This window comes from Pseudomonas cedrina subsp. cedrina (genome assembly GCF_001983175.1).
In the GTDB taxonomy this organism is placed as follows: domain Bacteria; phylum Pseudomonadota; class Gammaproteobacteria; order Pseudomonadales; family Pseudomonadaceae; genus Aquipseudomonas; species Aquipseudomonas cedrina.
This window is the reverse complement of sequence record NZ_MNPW01000004.1, coordinates 338,722-357,833: the sequence shown is the minus strand read 5'-3', so window position 1 is coordinate 357,833 and position 19,112 is coordinate 338,722. Positions and strand designations below refer to the sequence as shown.

Genomic DNA, 19,112 nt, shown 5'->3' with positions numbered 1-19,112 from the left:
AGAGAAGGCAAGCCACCTTGATCTTTCCTTCTCAGGACCGCTCTTCATGCCCCAGCAACCGACGCTTCTAGCCCGCACCGTGCGCCAACTCCTGCTCGGCGCCAGCCTCAGTCTTACCGTGCTGCCCCCAGTGATGGCGGCCGACGCCAAGCCGTATCACATCGCCCCGAGCTCGCTTGAAGCCGCGCTGAATCAATTCGGGCGTGAAGCCGGCGTGTTGATTTCCTTCGGTTCCGAGATCACGGCGGGCATGCAGAGCCGTGGGTTGTCCGGCAATTACAGCGCGGCGGATGGCCTGCAGAAACTGCTGGAAGGCACCGGCCTGCAGGCGCGCGCCGAGGGTGATAATGCCTACAGCCTGCAGCCGGCCACGGCACCGGCCAGTATCGAGTTGGGCACCTCCAGTGTCGTCGGCGACTGGCTCGGCGACGCGGCGCAGACCAATGTGTTCGAACACCCCGGTGCGCGCGATGTGATCCGCCGCGAAGAATTCGAGCGCCAGGGCGCCACCCAGGCCAAGGATGTGCTCAACCGCATCCCCGGCGTCAACGCCCCGGATAACAACGGCACCGGCAGCCATGACATGGCGCTGAACTTCGGCATTCGCGGCCTCAACCCGCGCCTGGCGTCGCGTTCCACGGTGCTGATGGACGGCATCCCGGTGCCTTTCGCACCGTATGGCCAGCCGCAGCTTTCATTCGCGCCCATCAGCATGGGCAACATGGACGCCGTCGACGTCGTACGCGGCGGCGGCGCCGTGCGCTACGGCCCGCAGAACGTCGGCGGCGTGGTCAACTTCGTGACCCGCGCGATTCCGGATGCGCCCACCGTCAAAGGCGGCTTGCAGACCGAGACCAGCCCTTCCTCCAGCCATGATGGCTTCAAGACCACCGGCAACCTGCTCGCGGGTGGCACCGCCGACAATGGCCTGGGCGGTGCGCTGTTGTACTCCGGCACCCGTGGCGGCGACTGGCGCGAAAACAGCGGCACGCGTATCGACGACCTGATCCTCAAGGGCAAATACCAGCTCGACGACGCCAACAGCTTCAACGCCATGGCGCAGTACTACGAAGGCCAGGCCGATATGCCCGGCGGCTTGAACGTTGCGGACTACAAGGCCGACCCGTATCAGTCCACCCGCGCCTACGACAAGTTCTGGGGCCGCCGCACGATGTTCAACGTCGGCTATCGCTATGAGCAGGACCGTCGCGAATTCACCATCAACAGCTTCTTCACCAAGACGTTGCGCAGCGGTTATCTGGACCAGGGCACTTTCCTGTCACTGTCCCCGCGTGAATATTGGGTGCGCGGCATCGAGACCCGCTTCGCCCAAGGCTTTGACCTGGGCCCGACCAGCCACGAAGTGGGCGTCGGCTACCGCTACATCAACGAGGCGGGCCACGAGCTGCGCTACCGCACGCCGATTGCCGCCAACCAGCAGATCCCCAGCACCGACAGCCGCAACGACCGCGACACCCGTGGCGGCACCGAAGCCAATGCATTCTTCATCGACGACCGGATAGATATCGGCAAGTGGACCATCACGCCGGGCATTCGCTACGAGATGATCGAGTCGCAACAGACCAACAACCTGACTAACGTCAAATACAAGGGCGACTACAACACCGCGTTGCCTGCGCTGAACGTGCTCTACCTTCTCACCGACAGCTGGAACCTCTACGCCAACACCGAAGGCTCGTTCGGCAGCGTGCAGTACAGCCAGATGCCGAACCGCGTGACCAGCGGCGAAGTGAAACCGGAAAAGGCCCGCACCTGGGAACTGGGTACCCGCTACGACGACGGCACCCTGCGCGCGGAAATCGGTGCGTTCCTGATCAACTTCGACAACCAGTACGAAAGCAACCAGACCAACGATTCGGTGATTGCCCGCGGCGAAACGCGCCACCAGGGGATCGAGACCAGCATCAACTACGCACTCGATGGCTTAAGCCCCGCGCTGGCCGGCTTTGATGTGTACGCCACTTACGCCTATGTCGACGCCACCATCCGCGAAGACGGCCCGAACAAAGGCAACCGCGTGCCCTTCTCGTCCAAGCACAAAGGCACCTTGGGCGTGGGGTATACCGAAGGCCGCTGGAAGCTCAACCTGGACAGCAGTTACCAGAGCAGCCAGTTCGCCGACAACGCCAACACCCAAAGGGAAACTGCCGACGGTGCCAACGGACGCATCCCTGGCTACATGCTGTTCAGCAGCCGCGCGGCGTATGACTTCGGCCCGAAGTTGTCGGATTTGAATGTGGCGGTCGGGGTGAAAAACATCTTCAACACCCAGTACTTCACCCGTTCGTTCGACGATAACAACAAGGGCAAATACGTGGGCGAGCCGCGCACGGTCTATGTGCAGACTTCCATCGCGTTCTAAAACCACCTTAAACGAAAACGGGCCTGCAAATGCAGGCCCGTTTTTTAGTCAAGCGTGAGAAAACGGTCAGCCGTTGAACACGGCACGTTCTTTTTCCAGAAACTCCTGCTCAAGCTCATCTTCGTTGACTTTGGTGGTTGGCTGGCTTTTCCCGGCAGCGCGGGGCTTGCCTTGCAGTTTGCCAAATAGATGCTCCAACGCGTGCTCCAGCTTGGTGGCCGCACCGTCGATCGCCTGTTCCAGGGTATCGGCCTTGTGCAGGACCGACAGCGCTTGATGACCTTTTGGGCGCGCTTCCAGGCGGCAACTTAAATCGTGGGGACCTGGCTTGTCGCCGTTCTCATCCCGCAGGTAGACCTCCACTCGGGTCAGGTCTTCTTCGTAACGTTCGAGCGTGCTCTCAATGGTAGTTCGTACCCACTCCTCCAGTCGGATGCTGCTTTCAATATGGTTATCGCTATTGACTTGGATTTGCATAGTTCTTCCCTTATTTCAGCTAGCTCGCGAGAGGTCACAACTGCTACACCGGGGTGGTGAAACCATGACCTCTTGATTACACAATTGAGCACCTGCTGAAACAATTCAACCCCTTTTCAAAGATAAATCCCACATTACAAATTAAGCCTGACGACAAGCGTAAACGCTGTTAGGGTGGGGAGTTAGTTACATCTTCTTATGCCCCAAAATCCTCGCAATTCCCCCCTCTTGTTGATGGCTGCCATCCGCTTTGCGCTGTCTGCGATCGTTTTCTGCGCACCGCCCTGAAATGGAACACCCACCCAGAGACAACACAGAACAATGTGGGAGCGGGCTTGCTCGCGAATACGGTGTGTCAGCCAAGTATTCATTGACCGGCACACAGCATTCGCGAGCAAGCCCGCTCCCACATTGGCATTCCGCTGGCAGATAGCTCGTTGTACGGCACGCCCTTTGCTGTACAGCCATGGGGCAAACGGACTTTGTGAACCCTCAGCGACGAAGTGGCCGGTGGTCAGGCAATGCGAACTAATCCCGACACCGGTCGTCAATGACTGCATGTTCTTATCAGGCGGTAACGCACCATGGACAATCCTTTTCAGATCATCACCGACACATTCACCCCGCAATACCGTGTCAACCTGAGCATCCAGCGGCTGGACGGCAGCATCATGCTGACCCTCTCCAACGATCAAGGCGTGGTGGCCAAACGCATGATCAGCGCCGAACAGCGCAACGATCCCAAACGGCTCAAACGCCTGGTGCAGAGTATCCAGTTCGGCATCGCCATCGAACAGGGCCACAGCGCCATGGAAATCCTGACGGTGATGACGGATGGCGATCACACGGTGCCGCCGCAACCCTCCACCCGCGCCCTGCCGTTCAGCGTCGGGCTTTAAAGCTCGCCCTTTTCGGTTTCCAGGCTCGCCTGCCCTTTGCGGCGCGGGCCTTCGACCTTCACCGACGGGAAGGCCGACGATGCGTAGCGCACCACCAGGATTGCAAATGCCAGCAGCAGAATCCCACCGCACAGGTAGATGATTCCCACGTCTGGCGGGTTGTGGTGGGACACGTTGGAGATCAGCAAACGGGTCAGCGCGGTGATTGCCACGTAGATCAGGAAGCGCACGGGCATGTGGTTGGTCTTGAAATAGATCCCGACCATGGCGCCCAATTCCAGGTAGATGAACAGCAGCAAGATGTCGTCGATCTTGATGTGCCCGTTTTCGAGCATCCCCAAAAACTCCATCACCGCCGCCCAGGCCGTCACCGCACCGATGGCGAACAGCGCCAGGTAGTGGAACGACTCGACAAACAGATTACCCAGGGACTCGGCCAGAGCATGTACTTGCTGGCGTAGCCTGTCGGCCCAGTTGATTTTCACGATGTTGCTTCCTTAGGTCGGTTCGACCGGATAATGCGGGTTGGACGTGACGGTTGTTCTGCATGCAGAAAAAAGGCCAGCCAGGGAAGTGAGATGGTGGCCGCGTGACATGAGGCACTTAATCGGGTTGATAGGTTGAACGCTTGGCTTCGATCAACGCTTGCATTTCGATCATGACTTGCTCATGGGGGATACCTGCGCTCGGGTCATCCAAGGCTTCTTGCACCTTGGTTCGAAACCAAAAGTCGTAGGACGCATCGGGATCCTGGTGATGGGAAATTTCAGAAGATTCAGTTTTCATAAGGTATGTACACCTATTCTGTGGCGAGGGAGCTTGCTCCCGTTGAGGTGCGAAGCGCCTCCGAAACCTGTCACCCAGGTTTATCTGGAAGAACACCTTCGCCTGAATTGGGGCTGCTTCGCAGCCCAACGCGAGCAAGCTCGCTCGCCACAACAAGCTCGCTCGGCAAAAACATCGGTGTGATTTTACGCAGGTGCGACTTGCTCCAGCGCACGGTCAACCAACAAGCCGCTCATCTCTACCAATTGGTGAATGGCTAGTACAAGACTTCGCGGCGGACCTTCCAAGTCGAATGCCAGCGTATTGGCCATTTCACGGGCGCTGCTCAGGGTTTCGCTGGCATTGGCCAGCAAGGTTTCTGTATCAGCTTCAGGCGTGACGCTGAATAACGTGGTAGACGGCTCTGAATCTAATGCGGCGGCGGAACGGGGAGTATTGCTTTCCATGGTGCGGCTCCGGTGGTCATTAAAAAGTTCTCCTTTTCGTGTCGAGCCGCCAAGCTCGGCCTTGCGTTTGCAAGGCCCGGAAAAGGTAAGCCACTGTAGGATTACGCGGCAACCTCAACGTATCGTCAGAAATTTCCCTTGTAGCAAACCCCCATTTCCCGACTACATTAAAAAACTGCTACCCAAACGCTCTGGTTTGGCTTACCCTTTTCGCTGTATATAAATACAGTAGTCGCAATAGACAACTATCGTGAAGGCATGTGAGGTGGTGAATGGCCGTCGAAGTGGTATACCGCAGCAGCCGAGATCTGGAGCGTTTGTTCATGGATAAAGCCGAAGCTGACCGTCATGACAAGATGCTTGAACTCGCTGAGTTGCTGGCAGAGGTGTTGCAAAAAGCCGTGCCGTCCCTGAGCGAACAGCAGGTGGAAGAAGCCGGGATCTACATGGCGAAGAATCGCGATGTGTTTGCCAAGGCGTTCAAGAGCCAGCCGGACGCGCTGTCCGAGTTGCTCAACGCACCAGCGGAATAAAAGCCCGAATTGAACAGGCCCTGAATCCATGATTCAGGGCCTTTTTAATACCTGGTTATCGGTACAGCAGGCGCTCAGCCAGTTCATCGGCCACCCGTGCGGGTGAGCGTTTTTCGGCCTGGGCGTGGGCGAAGATTTCGGTGAGGCGCGTGCCGATGTTGGACAAGTGCGCGGTGATGGTCGGCAGTTCGGCCCCGCTGTGCTTGAGGGCGACATAGATCAGGCCGCCGGAGTTGATCACGTAGTCGGGTGCGTAGAGGATGCCACGCCCTTCCAGTTGGTCGGCGACCGGCAGGTTGGTCAGTTGCGCACTGGCGGACCCGGCCACGGCGGCGCAGCGCAGTTGGCCGACGCTCTGGCGGTTTAGCACGGCGCCGAGGCCGCAGGGTGCGAGGATGTCGCATGGCGTGCTGAGCAAGGCATCGTTGGCGATGGGGTGCGCGCCCAGTTGCTCCATGGCCAGTTGCACTTTGCCGTGGTCGATGTCGCTCACCAGCAGTTCGGCGCCGGCGGCGTGCAGCTGCTCGGCCAAGGCGTAGCCGACATTGCCCAGGCCCTGGATGGCAACGCGCAGGCCCTCGAGGTTGTCGCTGCCCAGGCGGGCCATGGCGGTGGCGCGGATGCCGGTGAACACGCCCATGGCGGTGTGGGACGAGGGGTCGCCGGCGGCGCTGGTGCTGGTGACATAGCGGGTGTGCTGGGCGATGCAGTCCATGTCGGCCACCGAGGTGCCGCTGTCGGTGGCGGTGATGTAGCGGCCGTCGAGTTGCTCGATGCAGCGGCCGAAGGCTTCAAACAGCGCGGCGCGGTTTTCCACGTGCGCGGGGCGGATGATGACCGCCGTGCCGCCGCCGATGGGCAAACCGGCCAGGGCAGCCTTGTAGCTCATGCCCTGGGCCAGGCGCGCGGCATCGGCCACGGCACTTTCGTCGTCGGGGTAGGCAAGATAACGACAGCCACCGAGGGCAGGCCCCAGGCGGCTGTTATGGATGGCGATGACCGCTTTGAGCCCGGTGGCCGGGTCGACACTCAGGTGCAGCGATTCAAGGCGGGTGCTGTGCATGAGAGCAAACATCGTCAAGCTCCCGAATCACTTCTGGTAGTGGGCCAAGTATAGGCTTGCGGCAAAAAACTGTCGGAGCACGCTGGAATAAGAAGCCCGTTTTGGCAGGATTTGCGACATAAGCACGCCAGATATTTTCCAAGCCACTGGACGAAAATTCCCAGCAAGGCTAAAACGGGGGCATCCGCCGGAGAATGCAATGAATCCCCGCAAAGCTTTTTTCGCCTGCCTGGAACGCTCCCCGCCTGCGGTGTTTGAAGCCGCATTGTGGATCGCTGCCGAGCATGACCCGACGGTGCAGCCTTTGTTGGTGCTGCAGGAGCTGATCTCGCTGCAACAGCAGGTCAGCCTGGGCATGCCTTTGCTGCCGGCGCATGAACTGGGCCAACCGCTGTTGCGGCGCCTGAATGACCTGGGATTTGCCCAGGATGAATTCACCCCTCTGCGCCCCGCCGCTGCCCTGCTGGACAAAGTGCTGCAGCGCAAACGCGGACAGCCCTTGGCCATGGGGCTGATTGCCCTGGAACTGGCGCGACGCCTCGATATTCCGATGGTGGGCGTTAACTTCCCCGGCCATTTCCTGCTTCGGGTCCCCGGCGCTGATCACGTGCTGGACCCGTGCGGCGGCCGGCGCCTGTACCCCAATGATTGCCGCGACCTGTTGCAGCGCCAGTACGGCCCCAACCTCAAGCTACAGGCCGACCACCTGCTCACCGCTAACCCGCGTTCGATCCTGCAACGGCTGTCACGCAACCTGCGGCAACTGCACCTTTCCAACGACGCCCCGCTGCAGGCCCTGGTCGATGCCGAACGCGTACTGGAGCTGGGCAACGCCAGCGCCGCCGATTACCTGGCGCGGGCCAGCCTGTACCAGCGCCTGGACTGCCCCAACGCCGAACGCTTCGACCTGGAACACGCGCTGATGCTCAGCGAAGACCCGATCCAACGCCTGCGCCTGACCGAGCGCCTGGGGCACTTGCCTCCCAACTCAGTGGTGCATTGACACCCAGCTGGCTTGTCTGGCCTGCTGGGATTTAAGTGTGTGGGCTTGTATTGGCTGCTAAAAGAGCGAACACCCACGATCGCTGTGGGAGCTGGCTTGCCTGCGAAGGCGGTGTATCTGCCACCGCATCTGTGACTAGTCCACCACCATCGCGGCATAGGTATCTACACAACGTTCAAAGGCTGAAAAATCTCCCTGTAGTGAGCGGGCTTGTCCCGCGCTGGGTGGCGAAGCCGCGCCAATAAAGACACCGCGCAGTTTCAGACAAACCCAATTCGCCTGGTTTGGGGCCGCTTCGCAGCCCAGCGCGGGACAAGCCCGCTCACTACAAAAATGTGTAGATACCTATCGCCATCGCGGGCAAGCCCGCTCCCACATGTCCCCCGCGTTTCGCCAGCTCGATACCTGTCGGCTTTGAAGCCAGCCCACATTGATTCAGGGTGTATCAGGCTGGTTCGCAGGGTGCGCCTGAATGAACGCCGGATGCTGCGCCGCCAATGCCGCCACCCTCCCAATCCGTGGGTACGCGGCCAACGGCACCTTGAAACGCTGCGCCGCATACAGCTGGGGTATAAGAAACGCATCGGCCAGCCCCGGCCGGTCGCCCAGGCAAAAGCCCTCATCGTCAATCAACTGCTCCACCGCAGCCAGCCCCTGGCTGACCCAATGGCCGATCCATTCCAGCACCTGCGCTTCATCGTGCCCCCACTGGCGCAGCAAGTTCTGGGTACTGGAGTTGTGCAGCGGATGAATATCACAGGCGATGAGCGCCGCGATTGCCCGTTCATGGGCGCGGGCCGCCAGGTCCCTGGAGAGCAGCGGCACCTGTGGATAACGCTCCTCCAGGTACTCGATGATCGCCAGCGACTGAATTAACAGCGCCCCTTCATCCGTGCGCAACGCCGGCACACGGCCCTGCGGGTTGATCGCCAGGTACTCGGGTTGGCGATTCGCACCGCCCGCCGGCACCAGCAGGTTGACCGGCACGGCGGTGAAATCCAGCCCCTTGAGCGCCAGGGCAATGCGCACCCGGTACGATGCGGTGGAACGGTAGTAGGTATAGAGTTCCATGCCCTGCCCTCTTAACGCGCCGCGACCACGGTGCCGCGGCATTCGCCGAAGCCAATGGAGGCAAAACCCTCGCGGCTGCAGCGGGCACGCAGGATGATTTCGTCGCCATCCTCAAGGAACTTGCGCACTTCGCCGGACGGCAACTCCACGACTTTTTTACCGCCCTCGGTCATTTCCAGCAGGCTGCCGAACTGCCCCATCTGCGGGCCGGACAAGGTGCCCGAGCCAAACAGATCGCCGGCCTGCAACTGGCAGCCGTTGACGCTGTGGTGCGCCACCAGCTGTGCGACGGTCCAGTACATATGCAGGCTGTTGCTCAAGGCCAGGCGATGGGCCGGCAGGTGCTGTTCGCGCATCGCGGCGGTGGTCAGCAGCACTTCCAGCTCGATATCCAGGGCACCGGCGGCCTGGTCACGTGGGTCCAGCAGGTACGGCAGCGGTTGCGGATCACCGTCTGGCCGTGGCGGTTGCGCCTTGCGAAACGGCGCCAGGGCTTCAGCGGTGACGACCCAGGGCGAAATGGTGGTGATGAAGCTTTTCGACAGGAACGGCCCCAGCGGTTGGTATTCCCACGCCTGGATATCCCGCGCTGACCAGTCATTGAGCAGGCAGAAACCGGCGATATGATCGGCCGCGTCACCAATGGCAATCGAATCGCCCATCTCATTGCCCTGGCCGATCCAGATACCCAGTTCCAGTTCGTAGTCCAGGCGCGCGCATGGGCCAAACGTCGGCTCGGACTGGCCGGCGGGCAGGGTCTGGCCTTTGGGGCGACGCACATCGGTGCCCGAGGGGCGAATGGTCGAGGCGCGGCCGTGGTAGCCAATCGGCACGTACTTGTAGTTGGGCAGCAGAGGGTTATCGGGGCGAAACAGTTTGCCGACGTTCTGCGCGTGTTCGATACCGACGTAGAAGTCGGTGTAGTCATTGATCTTTGCCGGCAGGTGCATCTGGCAATCGGCGGCGCGGTGCAGCACCTGCGCCTCACGCGTCTGCAACGTGCTGCCTTCGGCCAGCAGTTCCAGCAGGCGCTCGCGCAAGGCCACGCGTGGACCACGGCCCAGTTCGAAAAAGCGGTTCAGTTGGCCGCCGGCCGTCGCTTCGACAGCGCGCCGCGCGTCACCTTCGAACGCGTCTATAGCCGCATGAAGGTCGAGGATCGAATCGCCGATCGCCACGCCACTGCGCGGTGCCGCCCCGTTGATGCTGAACACCCCCAGCGGCAGGTTCTGCAAGGGGAAATCCGAGTGGCCATTGGCGGAGGCTACCCAGCTGCGGGTAAGGGTTGGCTGCGTCATGGATCATCTCCGGTTCGGGTTGAAGGTGGCAGGCAGCGAGGCCCAGCACGCGTCATAAGTGGTTTGCAGTTGCGCGCATTCCAGGGCGAACTGCGTGGGACGCAGCACTTGGCTGGTCTCGAACATGAAGGCCATGGTGTTATCGATCTTGTGCGGCGCCAGCTCGACATTGATGGCTTTGGTGCAGGTTTCGCCGTCCGGGCCGTGGGCGCTCATGCAGCTGTGCAGCGACGCGCCGCCGGGCAGGAAGCCTTCGGCCTTGGCGTCGTAGGCGCCCTGGATCAGGCCCATGTATTCGTTCATCAGGTTGCGGTGGAACCACGGCGGGCGGAAGGTGTTCTCGGCCACCATCCAGCGCGGCGGGAAGATCACGAAGTCCAGGTTGGCCAAGCCGTGCACGCTGGTGGGCGAGGTCAACACGGTGAAGATCGACGGGTCCGGGTGATCGAAGCTGACGGTGCCAATCGTGTTGAAACGACGCAGGTCATATTTGTACGGCACATTGTTACCGTGCCAAGCGACGACGTTGAGCGGCGAATGGTCCAGCTCACAGGCCCAGAGTTCGCCAAGGAATTTCTGCACCAGCGTCGTAGGTTGCTTCAGGTCTTCGTAGCGGGCGACCGGCGTGAGAAAGTCGCGCGGGTTGGCCAAGCCGTTGCTACCGATGGGCCCCAGGTCCGGCAGGCGCAATGGCGCACCATGGTTCTCGGCAACGTAACCACGCGCCTGGGCATCGAGCAGCTCGACGCGAAACTTGAGGCCTCGCGGCAACACGACGATCTCCAGCGGCGCCACCTCCAGCACGCCCAACTCCGTGGCAATGCGCAGGCGACCTTGCTCGGGAACGATCAGCAGTTCGCCATCGGCGTTGAAAAACACGCGCTGCATCGAACGGTTGGCGCGGTAATTGTAGATGCTGATGCCTGCGGGGTGTTCCGACGCGGCGTTGGCAACCATGCGTGCAAGGCCGTCGATAAAGTCCGTCGGCTCGCCGGGAATATCCAGTGGATTCCAGCGCAAGCGATTGGGCGTCACGGCCCCCAACGGTCCACCGGCCAACTGGCGCTCAAGCTTGACGAACGCAGGGTGATTGGCCGACGGCTGGATGCGGTACAGCCAGGTCCGGCGGGCTTCGCTGCGCGGCATGGTAAAGGCGGTGCCGGAGAATAGTTCGGTGTACAGCCCGTAAGGCGCTTTTTGCGGTGAGTTCTGGCCGACCGGCAAGGCGCCGGGCAAGGCTTCGCTGGCAAATTCATTGCCGAAGCCCGACAGGTATTCGAGGTTCATGGACCATCCTCTGCAAGGAAGTTGTTTTTATCGTAATCCAGTTACGCACAACGTAATTTGATCGCTATCCACCGTCAAGCTATAAAGACGCCCATTCATCTCTCGGATTCTCGCCCCTCCATGGAAAAGCCCCGCGACACCGGTAAACAGAAAGTCCGCTCGGCCGAAGTGGGCACCGACATCCTCAAGGCCCTGGCCGAACTGTCGCCCGCCACGTCGCTGTCGCGCCTGGCCGACCATGTGCAGATGCCCGCCAGCAAGGTGCACCGGTATTTGCAGGCGCTGATTGCCTCAGGCTTTGCCGAGCAGAACGCCGCCACCAACCATTACGGCCTGGGCCGCGAAGCCTTGCGCGTGGGGCTGGCGGCGCTGGGCAGCATGGACGTATTGAAAGTCGGCGCCCTGCCCCTGGCGGAGCTGCGCGATGAGCTCAATGAAACGTGCTTTCTGGCGGTGTGGGGCAACCAGGGCGCAACGGTCGTGCAGATCGAGCCGGCGGTGCGCGCGGTGACGGTGGTGACGCAGTTGGGTTCGGTGCTGCCGCTGCTCAGTTCGTCCACCGGGCTGGTGTTCAGCGCTTTCCTGCCGACCCGGGAAACCGTCGAATTGCGGGAGCGCGAGATTCAGGCCGGTACCGCCCACGCGCTGGTGGACGACCGGGCCTACGCCACCACGTGCGAACAGATTCGCGCCCGTGGCCTGCATTTTGTGCATGGCCTGTTGATGCCCGGCGTGGATGCGCTGTCGGCGCCGGTATTCAACGCTATCGGGCAAGTGGCCGCCGTGATGACGGTGGTCGGCCCTACCTCGTTGTTCCATGCCGATGAAGACGGCCCGGCGGCGCAGCGTTTGCTGGCAGCCACCCGGGCCGTCAGCTGGCGGATGGGCTATCAGCCCTGAGTCAGTAGCGCCAGGTCGCGAGGGTCAGGGCTACGCGATCTTCCAGGGCTCGGATCGGCGCGGCGTCGCCCAGGTAATTGTTGCTGATCATTGAAAACACCAGACGCCGTCCCTCGGCATCGGTGAGGTAGCCGCTCAACGATGACACGCCGGCCATGGAGCCGGTCTTGCCATGCAGGTTGTTCTCGGCGGCCGTCCCGCGCAGGCGATAACGCAGGCTGCCACCGGTCATGCGGTCCGCGTTGCCGGCAATCGGCAAGGCGTTGTACCAGGTGTTGAACCAGGGCTGCCGGGCGGTCGCCAGCAGCAGGTCGCTCAGGTGCTGCGACGACACCAGGTTGCGCCGCGACAGGCCCGAGCCGTCCACCTGGCTCAGTGCCGCCGGGTCCAGCCCCTGGCGTTCCATGAACGCCGCCACCGCTGCCACGCCTGCCTGAGCGGTGCCCGCATTGGCGGTCTTGCGCCCCATGGCCTTGAGCAGCGCTTCGGACATGTTGTTGTTGGAGAGTTTGAGCAGTGGCGTGATCAGCGCCTGCAACGGCGCCGATTGGTGTTCTGCCAGGAGCGTCGCGTTGGTCGGGCTTGTCCCGCCGATTACGCGCCGGCCCAGCACTTTGATGCCCTGCTGCACCAGCGCCTGTTCGAACAGATTGGCCACCAGTTGCGTCGGTTCCCACACGCTGACCCACTCCCGGCGTTGCTTGCCCGGTGCCAGCGCGCCCGTGAGTTGCAGCAGGTTGGTGCCGTGCTGGCGGGTGACACTGTAGGTGTCACCCGGGCCGCTGACCGCACGATTGTTGATTTGCACGTAATCGGTGGAAGGAAACAGCTGGACGCTGACAGGCTGGCCGAGCCCTCCCGGCGCTGTGGCGGTGACGAGCAAGGTACCGGCATCGAAATCCGTATTGGGCGACACGGTCAGCGCGGAAATCTGCGCGCCGTAGTAGGTGCTTTCGTCGTCCTGGGCCCAATCGATCCCCAGGCGTTCAGCGTCGAACCAGGTGTCATCGAACACCAGGTCGCCTTGCACCTGGCGCACGCCCAGGCTGGCCAGTTGTGCGGCCAGCGCCTGGTAATCGGCAAACTGCGTGGTCGGGTCGCCCAGGCCGCGCAGGTAAAGATTGCCGCTCAGGCGCTCGCCTTGTTGTGTACCGTTGCTTAACAACTGGGTCGAGAACCGGTACTGCGGGCCCAACACATCCATCGCCGCCACCGTGGTCAGCAATTTCAGGTTGGACGCGGGAACCAGGCGCGTGTTCGGGTTGTGCTGATAGAGGGTGTAGCCGGTGCGGGCGTCGCGCACCGTCAGGGAGACGGTGGCGCCTTGCAGCGCCGGATCGGCCAGCAACTGATCGAGGATCGCCGGGGTGGAGGTTTGCGAAACGCTGGCGCAGCCGCCGAGTAAAAAGCTAAAGCACAGCAGGTGTAGCCATCGTCCAAAGTGCATCAATATTTTTTCCGCCAAACAATCAGTGCCTGCAACGCTAGCAGCTCCTACCCCTTGTGGCGAGCGGGCTTGCCCCGCGTTGGGCTGCGAAGCAGCCCCAAACCAGGCGCAGAGGCGTATCTGATACACCGCATTCGTATTTATTGGGGGCGCTTCGCACCCCAACGCGGGGCAAGCCCGCTCGCCACAACAAGCCCGCTTGCCACAGGATGTCTATCGAACGTTAGAATTCCAGGGTGCTTGAAAGCGACACCTGCCGCGCATCGCCCAACGACACAAAAAACCGGCTCGCCGCCGAGGTGTAATAGGTGCGGTCGAACAGGTTCTTCACGTTGAGCTGGAACTTGACCTTCTGCCCATCGATCCGGGTGTCGTAGGTGGCGAACGCATCCGCCACCGTGTAGCCCGGCAGGTTGAAGTCGTTGGCCGCATCGCCTGCGCGTTCGCCGACATACCGCGCACCCGTGCCCACTCGCAATTGATCGCCGCCAAACACGTTGCCGAAATCATAAGCCACCGACAGCGAGCCGGTGTGCTTGGCGACGTTTTGCAGGCGGTTGCCTTCAAGCGTTGGGTCATTGTCCTTGATGTCTTCGGCGTCGGTGTAGGCGTAGCTGCCGATCAGGCTCCACTGGTCGGTCAACTGGCCGCTGGCGTCGAGTTCCAGGCCCCGGGAGCGGACCTGGCCGGCGATGCTGTAGACCGTGTTTGCGCCGGAACCCACCGACACCAGCACGTTACGCTTGTTGATCGTGAACAACGCCGCGCTGGCGGTAATGCGCCCTGGTATATCGAGCTTGGCCCCCAGTTCCCACGATTTGGACTCCTCCGGCGTGAGGTCGCCGGTCAAGGTGCTGCCGTCGTTCAGCGCTGCGATCGTGGAGTTGGGTTTGAACGACTCGGTGTAGCTACCGTAGAACGACAGTTCGTCGGTGTAGCGATACACCAGGCCGGCGCGCGGCACCCAAGCCTGGCCGTTGCCGTCGGTATTGGCCTTGAACGGCACGCCCTTGCCGGCGTACTGGTCGTACATCTGATAGCGCGCACCGGCGACGAAAATCCATTGGTCGGTGAGGTGAATCGCGTCCTGGAAGAACAGCGAGTCGCTGCGCAGCAGATCGGTCTGGGCGCTGTCGGCGGCGCTGACGGTGGTGCCCGCGACTTCGTTGCCGTACACCGGATTGTTGTAGTTGAAGGTGCCGCGCGAGTTCTGGCGGATCAGGTCGGCGCGGTAGGTTTTGCGGTATTCGTCGTCCAGGCCGAACACCAGGTCGTTCTGCAGGCCGAACACATTGACCTTGCCTTCAAGGCTGGCGGTGGTGAAGCGGTCGGTGGTGATCGCGCCCTGGGTGCCATCCATCCTGCGCGTCAGGGTGCCGTTGGTATTCACGGCACTGACGCGCACTTGGCTGGCGTCGTAGGTTTCGCGGTTCCAGCTGTAGCCGAAGTGGGCCTTCCAGTCGTCATTCAGGTCATGGTCGGCTTCGAAGCGGTACAGGTCGGACCGGCCCTCCATGTTGTTGAAGGGTTCATCCAGGCGGCGGGTGGAAGGGATGTCCAGCGGGTGATTGGACTTGTCGATGGCGGTGCCCCGGTCGAACGGCGAGAGAAATTCGCGGTGCTCGTAGGCGAACAGCAGTCGGGTGCTGTCGCCGAACCAGGCCAGGGACGGCGCCACCAGCGTCTCGCGGTGTGTGCCGAAGTTGCGCCAGTAGTCTTCGTCTTCATGATCGACGATCAGCCGGTACGCCAGGCCGCTGTCGCCAATCGGGCCGGTGGTGTCGAGGCTGCCGCCGCTGCCGTTCTTGCCGTCGCCGAAGGTGGAGCCGCGTACGGTCAGGGCGGTGGACTGCACCAGTTCAGGCTTTTTGCTGACGATATTCACCACGCCGCCCGGATCCTGGATGCCGTACAGCAACGACGACGGGCCTTTGAGCACCTCGACGCGCTCGGCGGTGGCGTTCAGCGCACGGCCCTGCACCACCGGCATGCCGTCGCGCATGATCGAGCCGTTACGGTTGTCGCCAAAGCCGCGCAGCATCACCGCGTCCTGGGTACTGGCCAAGGTGTTGGCCTGGGTGATGCCGCTGATATTGCCCAGGGCGTCATCCAGGTTGCGCGGGGTCTGGTCGCGCAGCACTTGGGCCGGCACCACGTTGACGGTTTGCGGGGTTTCCAGCAGCGGCGCGCGCGAACGCATCACCGAACTGGTGGGTGGCGGCTGATAGCTGGTGGTGTCCTGGGTTTGCTGGCCAACGCCACTGATGGTGGTGGCGCCCAGGTTGACCGCGCCGTCGGTGGGCACGGGCTCGAGGGCCAGGGTGCGCGCATCGATCTGGCGGAAGGTAAAGCCGCTGTTGCCGAGCAGGCGTTGCAGGGCCTGGGGTGCACTCATCCGGCCGCTGACCGCAGGCGCGTTCAGCCCGTAGGGTGCTTCATCGGTGTAGATCACGCTGATCCCGGTCACGCGGCTGAAATCACTCAGGGCCTGGGGCAGCGGTTTGGCGGCCAAGGCAAAGTTGAACTGGGCGCTTTGTTGCTCTTGCGCCCATGCCGTGCCCAGGGGCAGTAACGCCAGCCCCGATACCGCCAAAACCGAGGCGCCCAACCACTGTTTAACCCAACCGCCCGCCGTCGACTTCATGCTGTGAGAACCCGTGTAGAAAAGCTGTTAATGCGAATTGATCGCAGTTTCAAGCACTACACGAGTGAGCGGCAGGTTTACCTCACCTGATTTCCAAAATAATTTTCGCAAATCGCACAGATCGTTCCCACGCTCCGCGTGGTAATGCCTATTGGGACGCTCCGCGTCCCGCTTTAGAAGCAGACGCAGAGCGTCCATGGCTGCATTCCCACGCAGAGCGCGGGAACGATCACTGGCTGGGATTACTGCGCCTGGATGCGGAAACCGAAACGCGGGAAATGCACATGTACGGTGCCGGCACGTGGGTCGGTGCGGCGCAGGATCAGCGCCTCGCGCCCGGCAAACAGCAGTTCCCCGGCGACCGGATCGACGCCGTAATCGATGGCGCTGATGGTCACCTGCTGGCCGGCCCGGAAGCCATTGAGGTCTTCAAAGCGTTCATCCGGCAGCGCCGCCGGCGTGGCGTCGCGCGCAATGGCCAGGGCCTGCTCGGCGCTCATCGGGCTCGCCGTGCCATGTCCGAAGCCAAGGACCCGCGCCAGCCACGCCACTACGGCGGGGTACGCATCCACCAACGGCGCGGTGACCGGCGTCGCCTTGAGAAACCACAACGGGTGAGCCATGGCGAAGTCGGCAATCGACGGCTCGCCGAACAAGTAATCCCCCGACTCACGCTGCAACTGCTGCTCCAACCGCGCCATGATCGCGGGCCATTGGTGCTTGGCTACTTCGACCGGGAGTTTGCTCGCGGTGCCGCCGCTGAACAGCGCAGCACGGTCGGCGAGAAACGCCTTGATCGCTTCCGGCGGCAGTTTGCCGAAGCGCACCGCCACCGACTCCGGCTGGAACACCAGGCTCACCGCATGGGCGAATACCACGCTGTCGGCCCAGGTGGCGAAGGTTTGGGTGATCATTTCCTGGCCCAAGGGGAACAGCGCCGGCGCGGCTTTTTCCTGTTCCAGGCGGCGTGCGATCAGGGCCGTGTCGCAATAGATATCGGCGCCGACCTGCAACACCGGGGTTTTACGGTAGCCGCCGGTCAGGGCAGTCAGGTCCGGCTTGGGCATCACCGGCGAGACGTGCACCGAATGCCAGGACAAGCCTTTGAAACCCAGCAGCAGTCGGGCTTTTTCCGCGAAGGGGGATGTAGGGTAGTGATGCAGGATGAGCTCAGACATGCGGGGGGCCACTTGGCAAAATGAACCTGCAGCTTAGCGCGCAACCGTCTCGGGGGGTGTGATGGGAAGCTATCAGTCAGATCAATGAACCACTCGCCGCCAGGCATTCCTTGGCGCTCTTCTTGAGTTTTTTGATCAGCCGCTCCTGGCGCAGCGCCTCGCCCTTGCTCGCGCATTGCTCGGTGTACACCAGCGCCACCGCCGGGCTGGACAAAAAGAACCGCGCGCCCTTGCCGCGCTGGTGCGAGGCAAAGCGGCGCACCGGGTCGTTGCTGATGCCGCAATACAGCGCGCCATTGGCGGCGCGCACCAGGTAGACGTACCAGGGTTTGGGTTCAACGGGGTCAGTCACGGCGAGGATTCAATCAACCAGAAGAAGCGCCGAGTTTATCAACGACTGGCCTGAAATGCCTTCAGGCCCTTATTAGCCTGGGCACGCACGGCGTTTTTTACCAACGGTGTCCAGCCCAGCAGCAGGCCTTTGGTACCCAGGGCCTGACGCGACCAGCGCCACAGGTCGAAATGATCGTGGTGCTCGCAGATCTTGCCATCGCGGAACACGAAGCGCGCCTGGATATCGTTGACCACGGTGTTGCCGGTGGCGCTGAACAGGTAGGTCGCCACCCAATGCGCGCCGCCCGTGCGCTCGTCGCTGCGCACGTTGTCGAAGGTCAGCGAGAAGTCTTTGGCCCGCGTGGTGAGCATGCGCCACATGTCACCGGCGTCGCGGCCGCGCAATGCGCCGAACGCCGGGTCGCTGAACACTATGTCGTCGGTGTAGCAGGCGGCCATGGCTTCGGCGTCAAGTCGCTGGAATGCTTCGTAGAAGCGGGTGATCAGGGCGGTGTGGGCGTCACTCATGCGGGCTGTTTCCGTGTTTTTTATCGGTAGGGCTGCACGATAGTCTGCGCGGGCGCAGAAGGCCATGTTCATTCACCCGCATAATAAACATGGCTTCACCTCTCGGAACAGGATCTACAGGTAGACGATATCGAGGGTGGCGCTGCCGTCCAAGGGCACTTCCTGGCCTGTCGGCAGTTCACGCTTGTCGACGATTGTGGTCTGGATCAGCAAATCCGTGGTCATGGCCTGAACCGGTATCGGCGCGGCGTTGCTGCCGATTACCGCGCTGAATGCGCGCATCCAGTCAGGCTGCCACACCTGCAAGTCTTCAGGCGCATCGAACCAGGTCTTGCCGTCCACGGATTCAATCACGGATTGCGGTACCCCGTCGGCCAATGAATTGCTCATTTTCAACGTATACCAGCCGACTTTTTTGTCGCCGTTGACCAGTCCCAAGCCAAAACTGGACACGTCGAAACCTGCGCTCACGGTTCCAGCACGGTTATCGTGGCTTTTCACCGCAAACAATGTCGCGGCAGAACAATTGACGCTCAGCGCCAGGGTCGCAACAGGCAGCTGGGTTTGATAGGGCCAAGCCTTATTCAGGTCACTGAACGAAATCTTGCCGTGGTCCACCACCCCGCCTCCCGACAGGGCAGGCGTACAGGCCGCCGGCGTGATCGCACCCGTGACGCTCAGGTCTATACTGGACGCTGCAAGTACATTGGAAACACTGGCCAAGAGTAAGGCCGCCGTGAATATCGAGTTCTTCATTGTTTATGCTCACTTTGAATCTGCACGCACCGGGCAGCCGCGCGCGAGCGACAACAATCCAATGCGTTCGATTCGAATAA

19 protein-coding genes are annotated in these 19,112 nt (G+C 61.8%); 5 read left to right on the top strand and 14 right to left on the bottom strand.

All coding sequences use genetic code 11. The features are described from left to right. Positions 1-46 precede the first annotated feature (46 nt). Positions 47-2,383, top strand: coding sequence for a TonB-dependent Fe(3+) dicitrate receptor FecA (gene fecA / locus BLL36_RS10230; protein ID WP_076951309.1), 2,337 nt, complete (start codon positions 47-49; stop codon positions 2,381-2,383). A 66-nt stretch (positions 2,384-2,449) separates the two neighbouring features. Here the strand turns inward: fecA and BLL36_RS10225 are convergent, their stop codons facing one another. Beyond that, on the bottom strand, positions 2,450-2,860 hold the full coding sequence (locus tag BLL36_RS10225; protein ID WP_076951308.1) for an HPF/RaiA family ribosome-associated protein: 411 nt from the start codon (positions 2,858-2,860) through the stop codon (positions 2,450-2,452). A 584-nt stretch (positions 2,861-3,444) separates the two neighbouring features. On the opposite strand from BLL36_RS10225, the gene BLL36_RS10220 reads away from it, so the two are divergent. Further along, positions 3,445-3,759 (top strand): DUF3509 domain-containing protein, encoded by a 315-nt coding sequence (locus tag BLL36_RS10220; RefSeq protein WP_076951307.1) that lies wholly within the window; start codon positions 3,445-3,447, stop codon positions 3,757-3,759. On the opposite strand, the gene BLL36_RS10215 is transcribed toward BLL36_RS10220, so the two are convergent. The 3 genes from BLL36_RS10215 to BLL36_RS10205 form a co-directional block, all read right to left on the bottom strand. After that, complete coding sequence (locus tag BLL36_RS10215) at positions 3,756-4,244, bottom strand: phosphate-starvation-inducible protein PsiE (RefSeq protein WP_076951306.1); 489 nt, start codon at positions 4,242-4,244, stop codon at positions 3,756-3,758. The two genes, BLL36_RS10220 and BLL36_RS10215, sit on opposite strands and share 4 nt — an antisense overlap. A 118-nt stretch (positions 4,245-4,362) precedes the next feature. Further along, complete coding sequence (relB, locus tag BLL36_RS10210) at positions 4,363-4,545, bottom strand: type II toxin-antitoxin system RelB family antitoxin (RefSeq protein WP_076951305.1); 183 nt, start codon at positions 4,543-4,545, stop codon at positions 4,363-4,365. A 185-nt stretch (positions 4,546-4,730) separates the two neighbouring features. Beyond that, positions 4,731-4,991: a DUF6124 family protein gene (locus BLL36_RS10205; protein ID WP_076951304.1), complete on the bottom strand. Its 261-nt coding sequence runs from the start codon at positions 4,989-4,991 to the stop codon at positions 4,731-4,733. A gap of 272 nt (positions 4,992-5,263) precedes the next feature. Here BLL36_RS10205 and BLL36_RS10200 point away from each other — a divergent pair, with 272 nt between their 5' ends. Continuing rightward, complete coding sequence (locus tag BLL36_RS10200; RefSeq protein WP_012722374.1) at positions 5,264-5,524, top strand: YebG family protein; 261 nt, start codon at positions 5,264-5,266, stop codon at positions 5,522-5,524. Between the two features lie 55 nt (positions 5,525-5,579). Here the strand turns inward: BLL36_RS10200 and BLL36_RS10195 are convergent, their stop codons facing one another. Continuing rightward, a complete protein-coding gene (locus BLL36_RS10195) occupies positions 5,580-6,599 on the bottom strand; it encodes a Leu/Phe/Val dehydrogenase (RefSeq protein ID WP_076951303.1) in 1,020 nt (339 codons plus the stop codon). Positions 6,600-6,786: 187 nt separating this feature from the next. Between BLL36_RS10195 and BLL36_RS10190 the strand changes: the two genes are divergently transcribed. Continuing rightward, entirely contained in the window at positions 6,787-7,590 is an 804-nt protein-coding gene (locus tag BLL36_RS10190; protein ID WP_076951302.1) for a SirB1 family protein, read from the top strand. Between the two features lie 435 nt (positions 7,591-8,025). Here BLL36_RS10190 and maiA read toward each other — a convergent pair whose 3' ends face one another. Genes maiA through hmgA form a run of 3 tightly spaced genes read right to left on the bottom strand, consistent with a single transcriptional unit; the run spans position 8,026 to position 11,246 of the window. Further along, positions 8,026-8,661 carry a maleylacetoacetate isomerase gene (maiA, locus tag BLL36_RS10185; RefSeq protein ID WP_076951301.1) on the bottom strand — a complete coding sequence of 212 codons (636 nt, stop codon included), beginning with the start codon at positions 8,659-8,661 and terminating at the stop codon, positions 8,026-8,028. A gap of 11 nt (positions 8,662-8,672) precedes the next feature. Next, complete coding sequence (gene fahA / locus BLL36_RS10180) at positions 8,673-9,959, bottom strand: fumarylacetoacetase (RefSeq protein ID WP_076951300.1); 1,287 nt, start codon at positions 9,957-9,959, stop codon at positions 8,673-8,675. Positions 9,960-9,962: 3 nt separating this feature from the next. Then, positions 9,963-11,246: a homogentisate 1,2-dioxygenase gene (gene hmgA, locus BLL36_RS10175; protein WP_076951299.1), complete on the bottom strand. Its 1,284-nt coding sequence runs from the start codon at positions 11,244-11,246 to the stop codon at positions 9,963-9,965. Positions 11,247-11,366: 120 nt separating this feature from the next. Here hmgA and BLL36_RS10170 point away from each other — a divergent pair, with 120 nt between their 5' ends. Next, entirely contained in the window at positions 11,367-12,146 is a 780-nt protein-coding gene (locus BLL36_RS10170; protein WP_076951298.1) for an IclR family transcriptional regulator, read from the top strand. Between the two features lies 1 nt (position 12,147). Here BLL36_RS10170 and dacB read toward each other — a convergent pair whose 3' ends face one another. The 6 genes from dacB to BLL36_RS10140 all read right to left on the bottom strand — a co-directional run bounded on the left by dacB (position 12,148) and on the right by BLL36_RS10140 (position 19,032). Beyond that, on the bottom strand, positions 12,148-13,593 hold the full coding sequence (gene dacB, locus BLL36_RS10165) for a D-alanyl-D-alanine carboxypeptidase/D-alanyl-D-alanine endopeptidase (protein ID WP_076951297.1): 1,446 nt from the start codon (positions 13,591-13,593) through the stop codon (positions 12,148-12,150). 223 nt (positions 13,594-13,816) lie between these two features. Further along, on the bottom strand, positions 13,817-16,237 hold the full coding sequence (locus tag BLL36_RS10160; protein WP_076951296.1) for a TonB-dependent siderophore receptor: 2,421 nt from the start codon (positions 16,235-16,237) through the stop codon (positions 13,817-13,819). A gap of 242 nt (positions 16,238-16,479) precedes the next feature. Next, a complete protein-coding gene (locus BLL36_RS10155) occupies positions 16,480-17,415 on the bottom strand; it encodes a glutathione S-transferase family protein (RefSeq protein WP_076951295.1) in 936 nt (311 codons plus the stop codon). A gap of 76 nt (positions 17,416-17,491) precedes the next feature. Beyond that, entirely contained in the window at positions 17,492-17,767 is a 276-nt protein-coding gene (locus tag BLL36_RS10150; protein WP_076951294.1) for a GIY-YIG nuclease family protein, read from the bottom strand. A 38-nt stretch (positions 17,768-17,805) separates the two neighbouring features. Then, positions 17,806-18,276 (bottom strand): nuclear transport factor 2 family protein, encoded by a 471-nt coding sequence (locus tag BLL36_RS10145; RefSeq protein WP_076951293.1) that lies wholly within the window; start codon positions 18,274-18,276, stop codon positions 17,806-17,808. Between the two features lie 114 nt (positions 18,277-18,390). After that, positions 18,391-19,032, bottom strand: coding sequence for a DUF1120 domain-containing protein (locus BLL36_RS10140; protein ID WP_076951292.1), 642 nt, complete (start codon positions 19,030-19,032; stop codon positions 18,391-18,393). Positions 19,033-19,112: the final 80 nt, after the last annotated feature.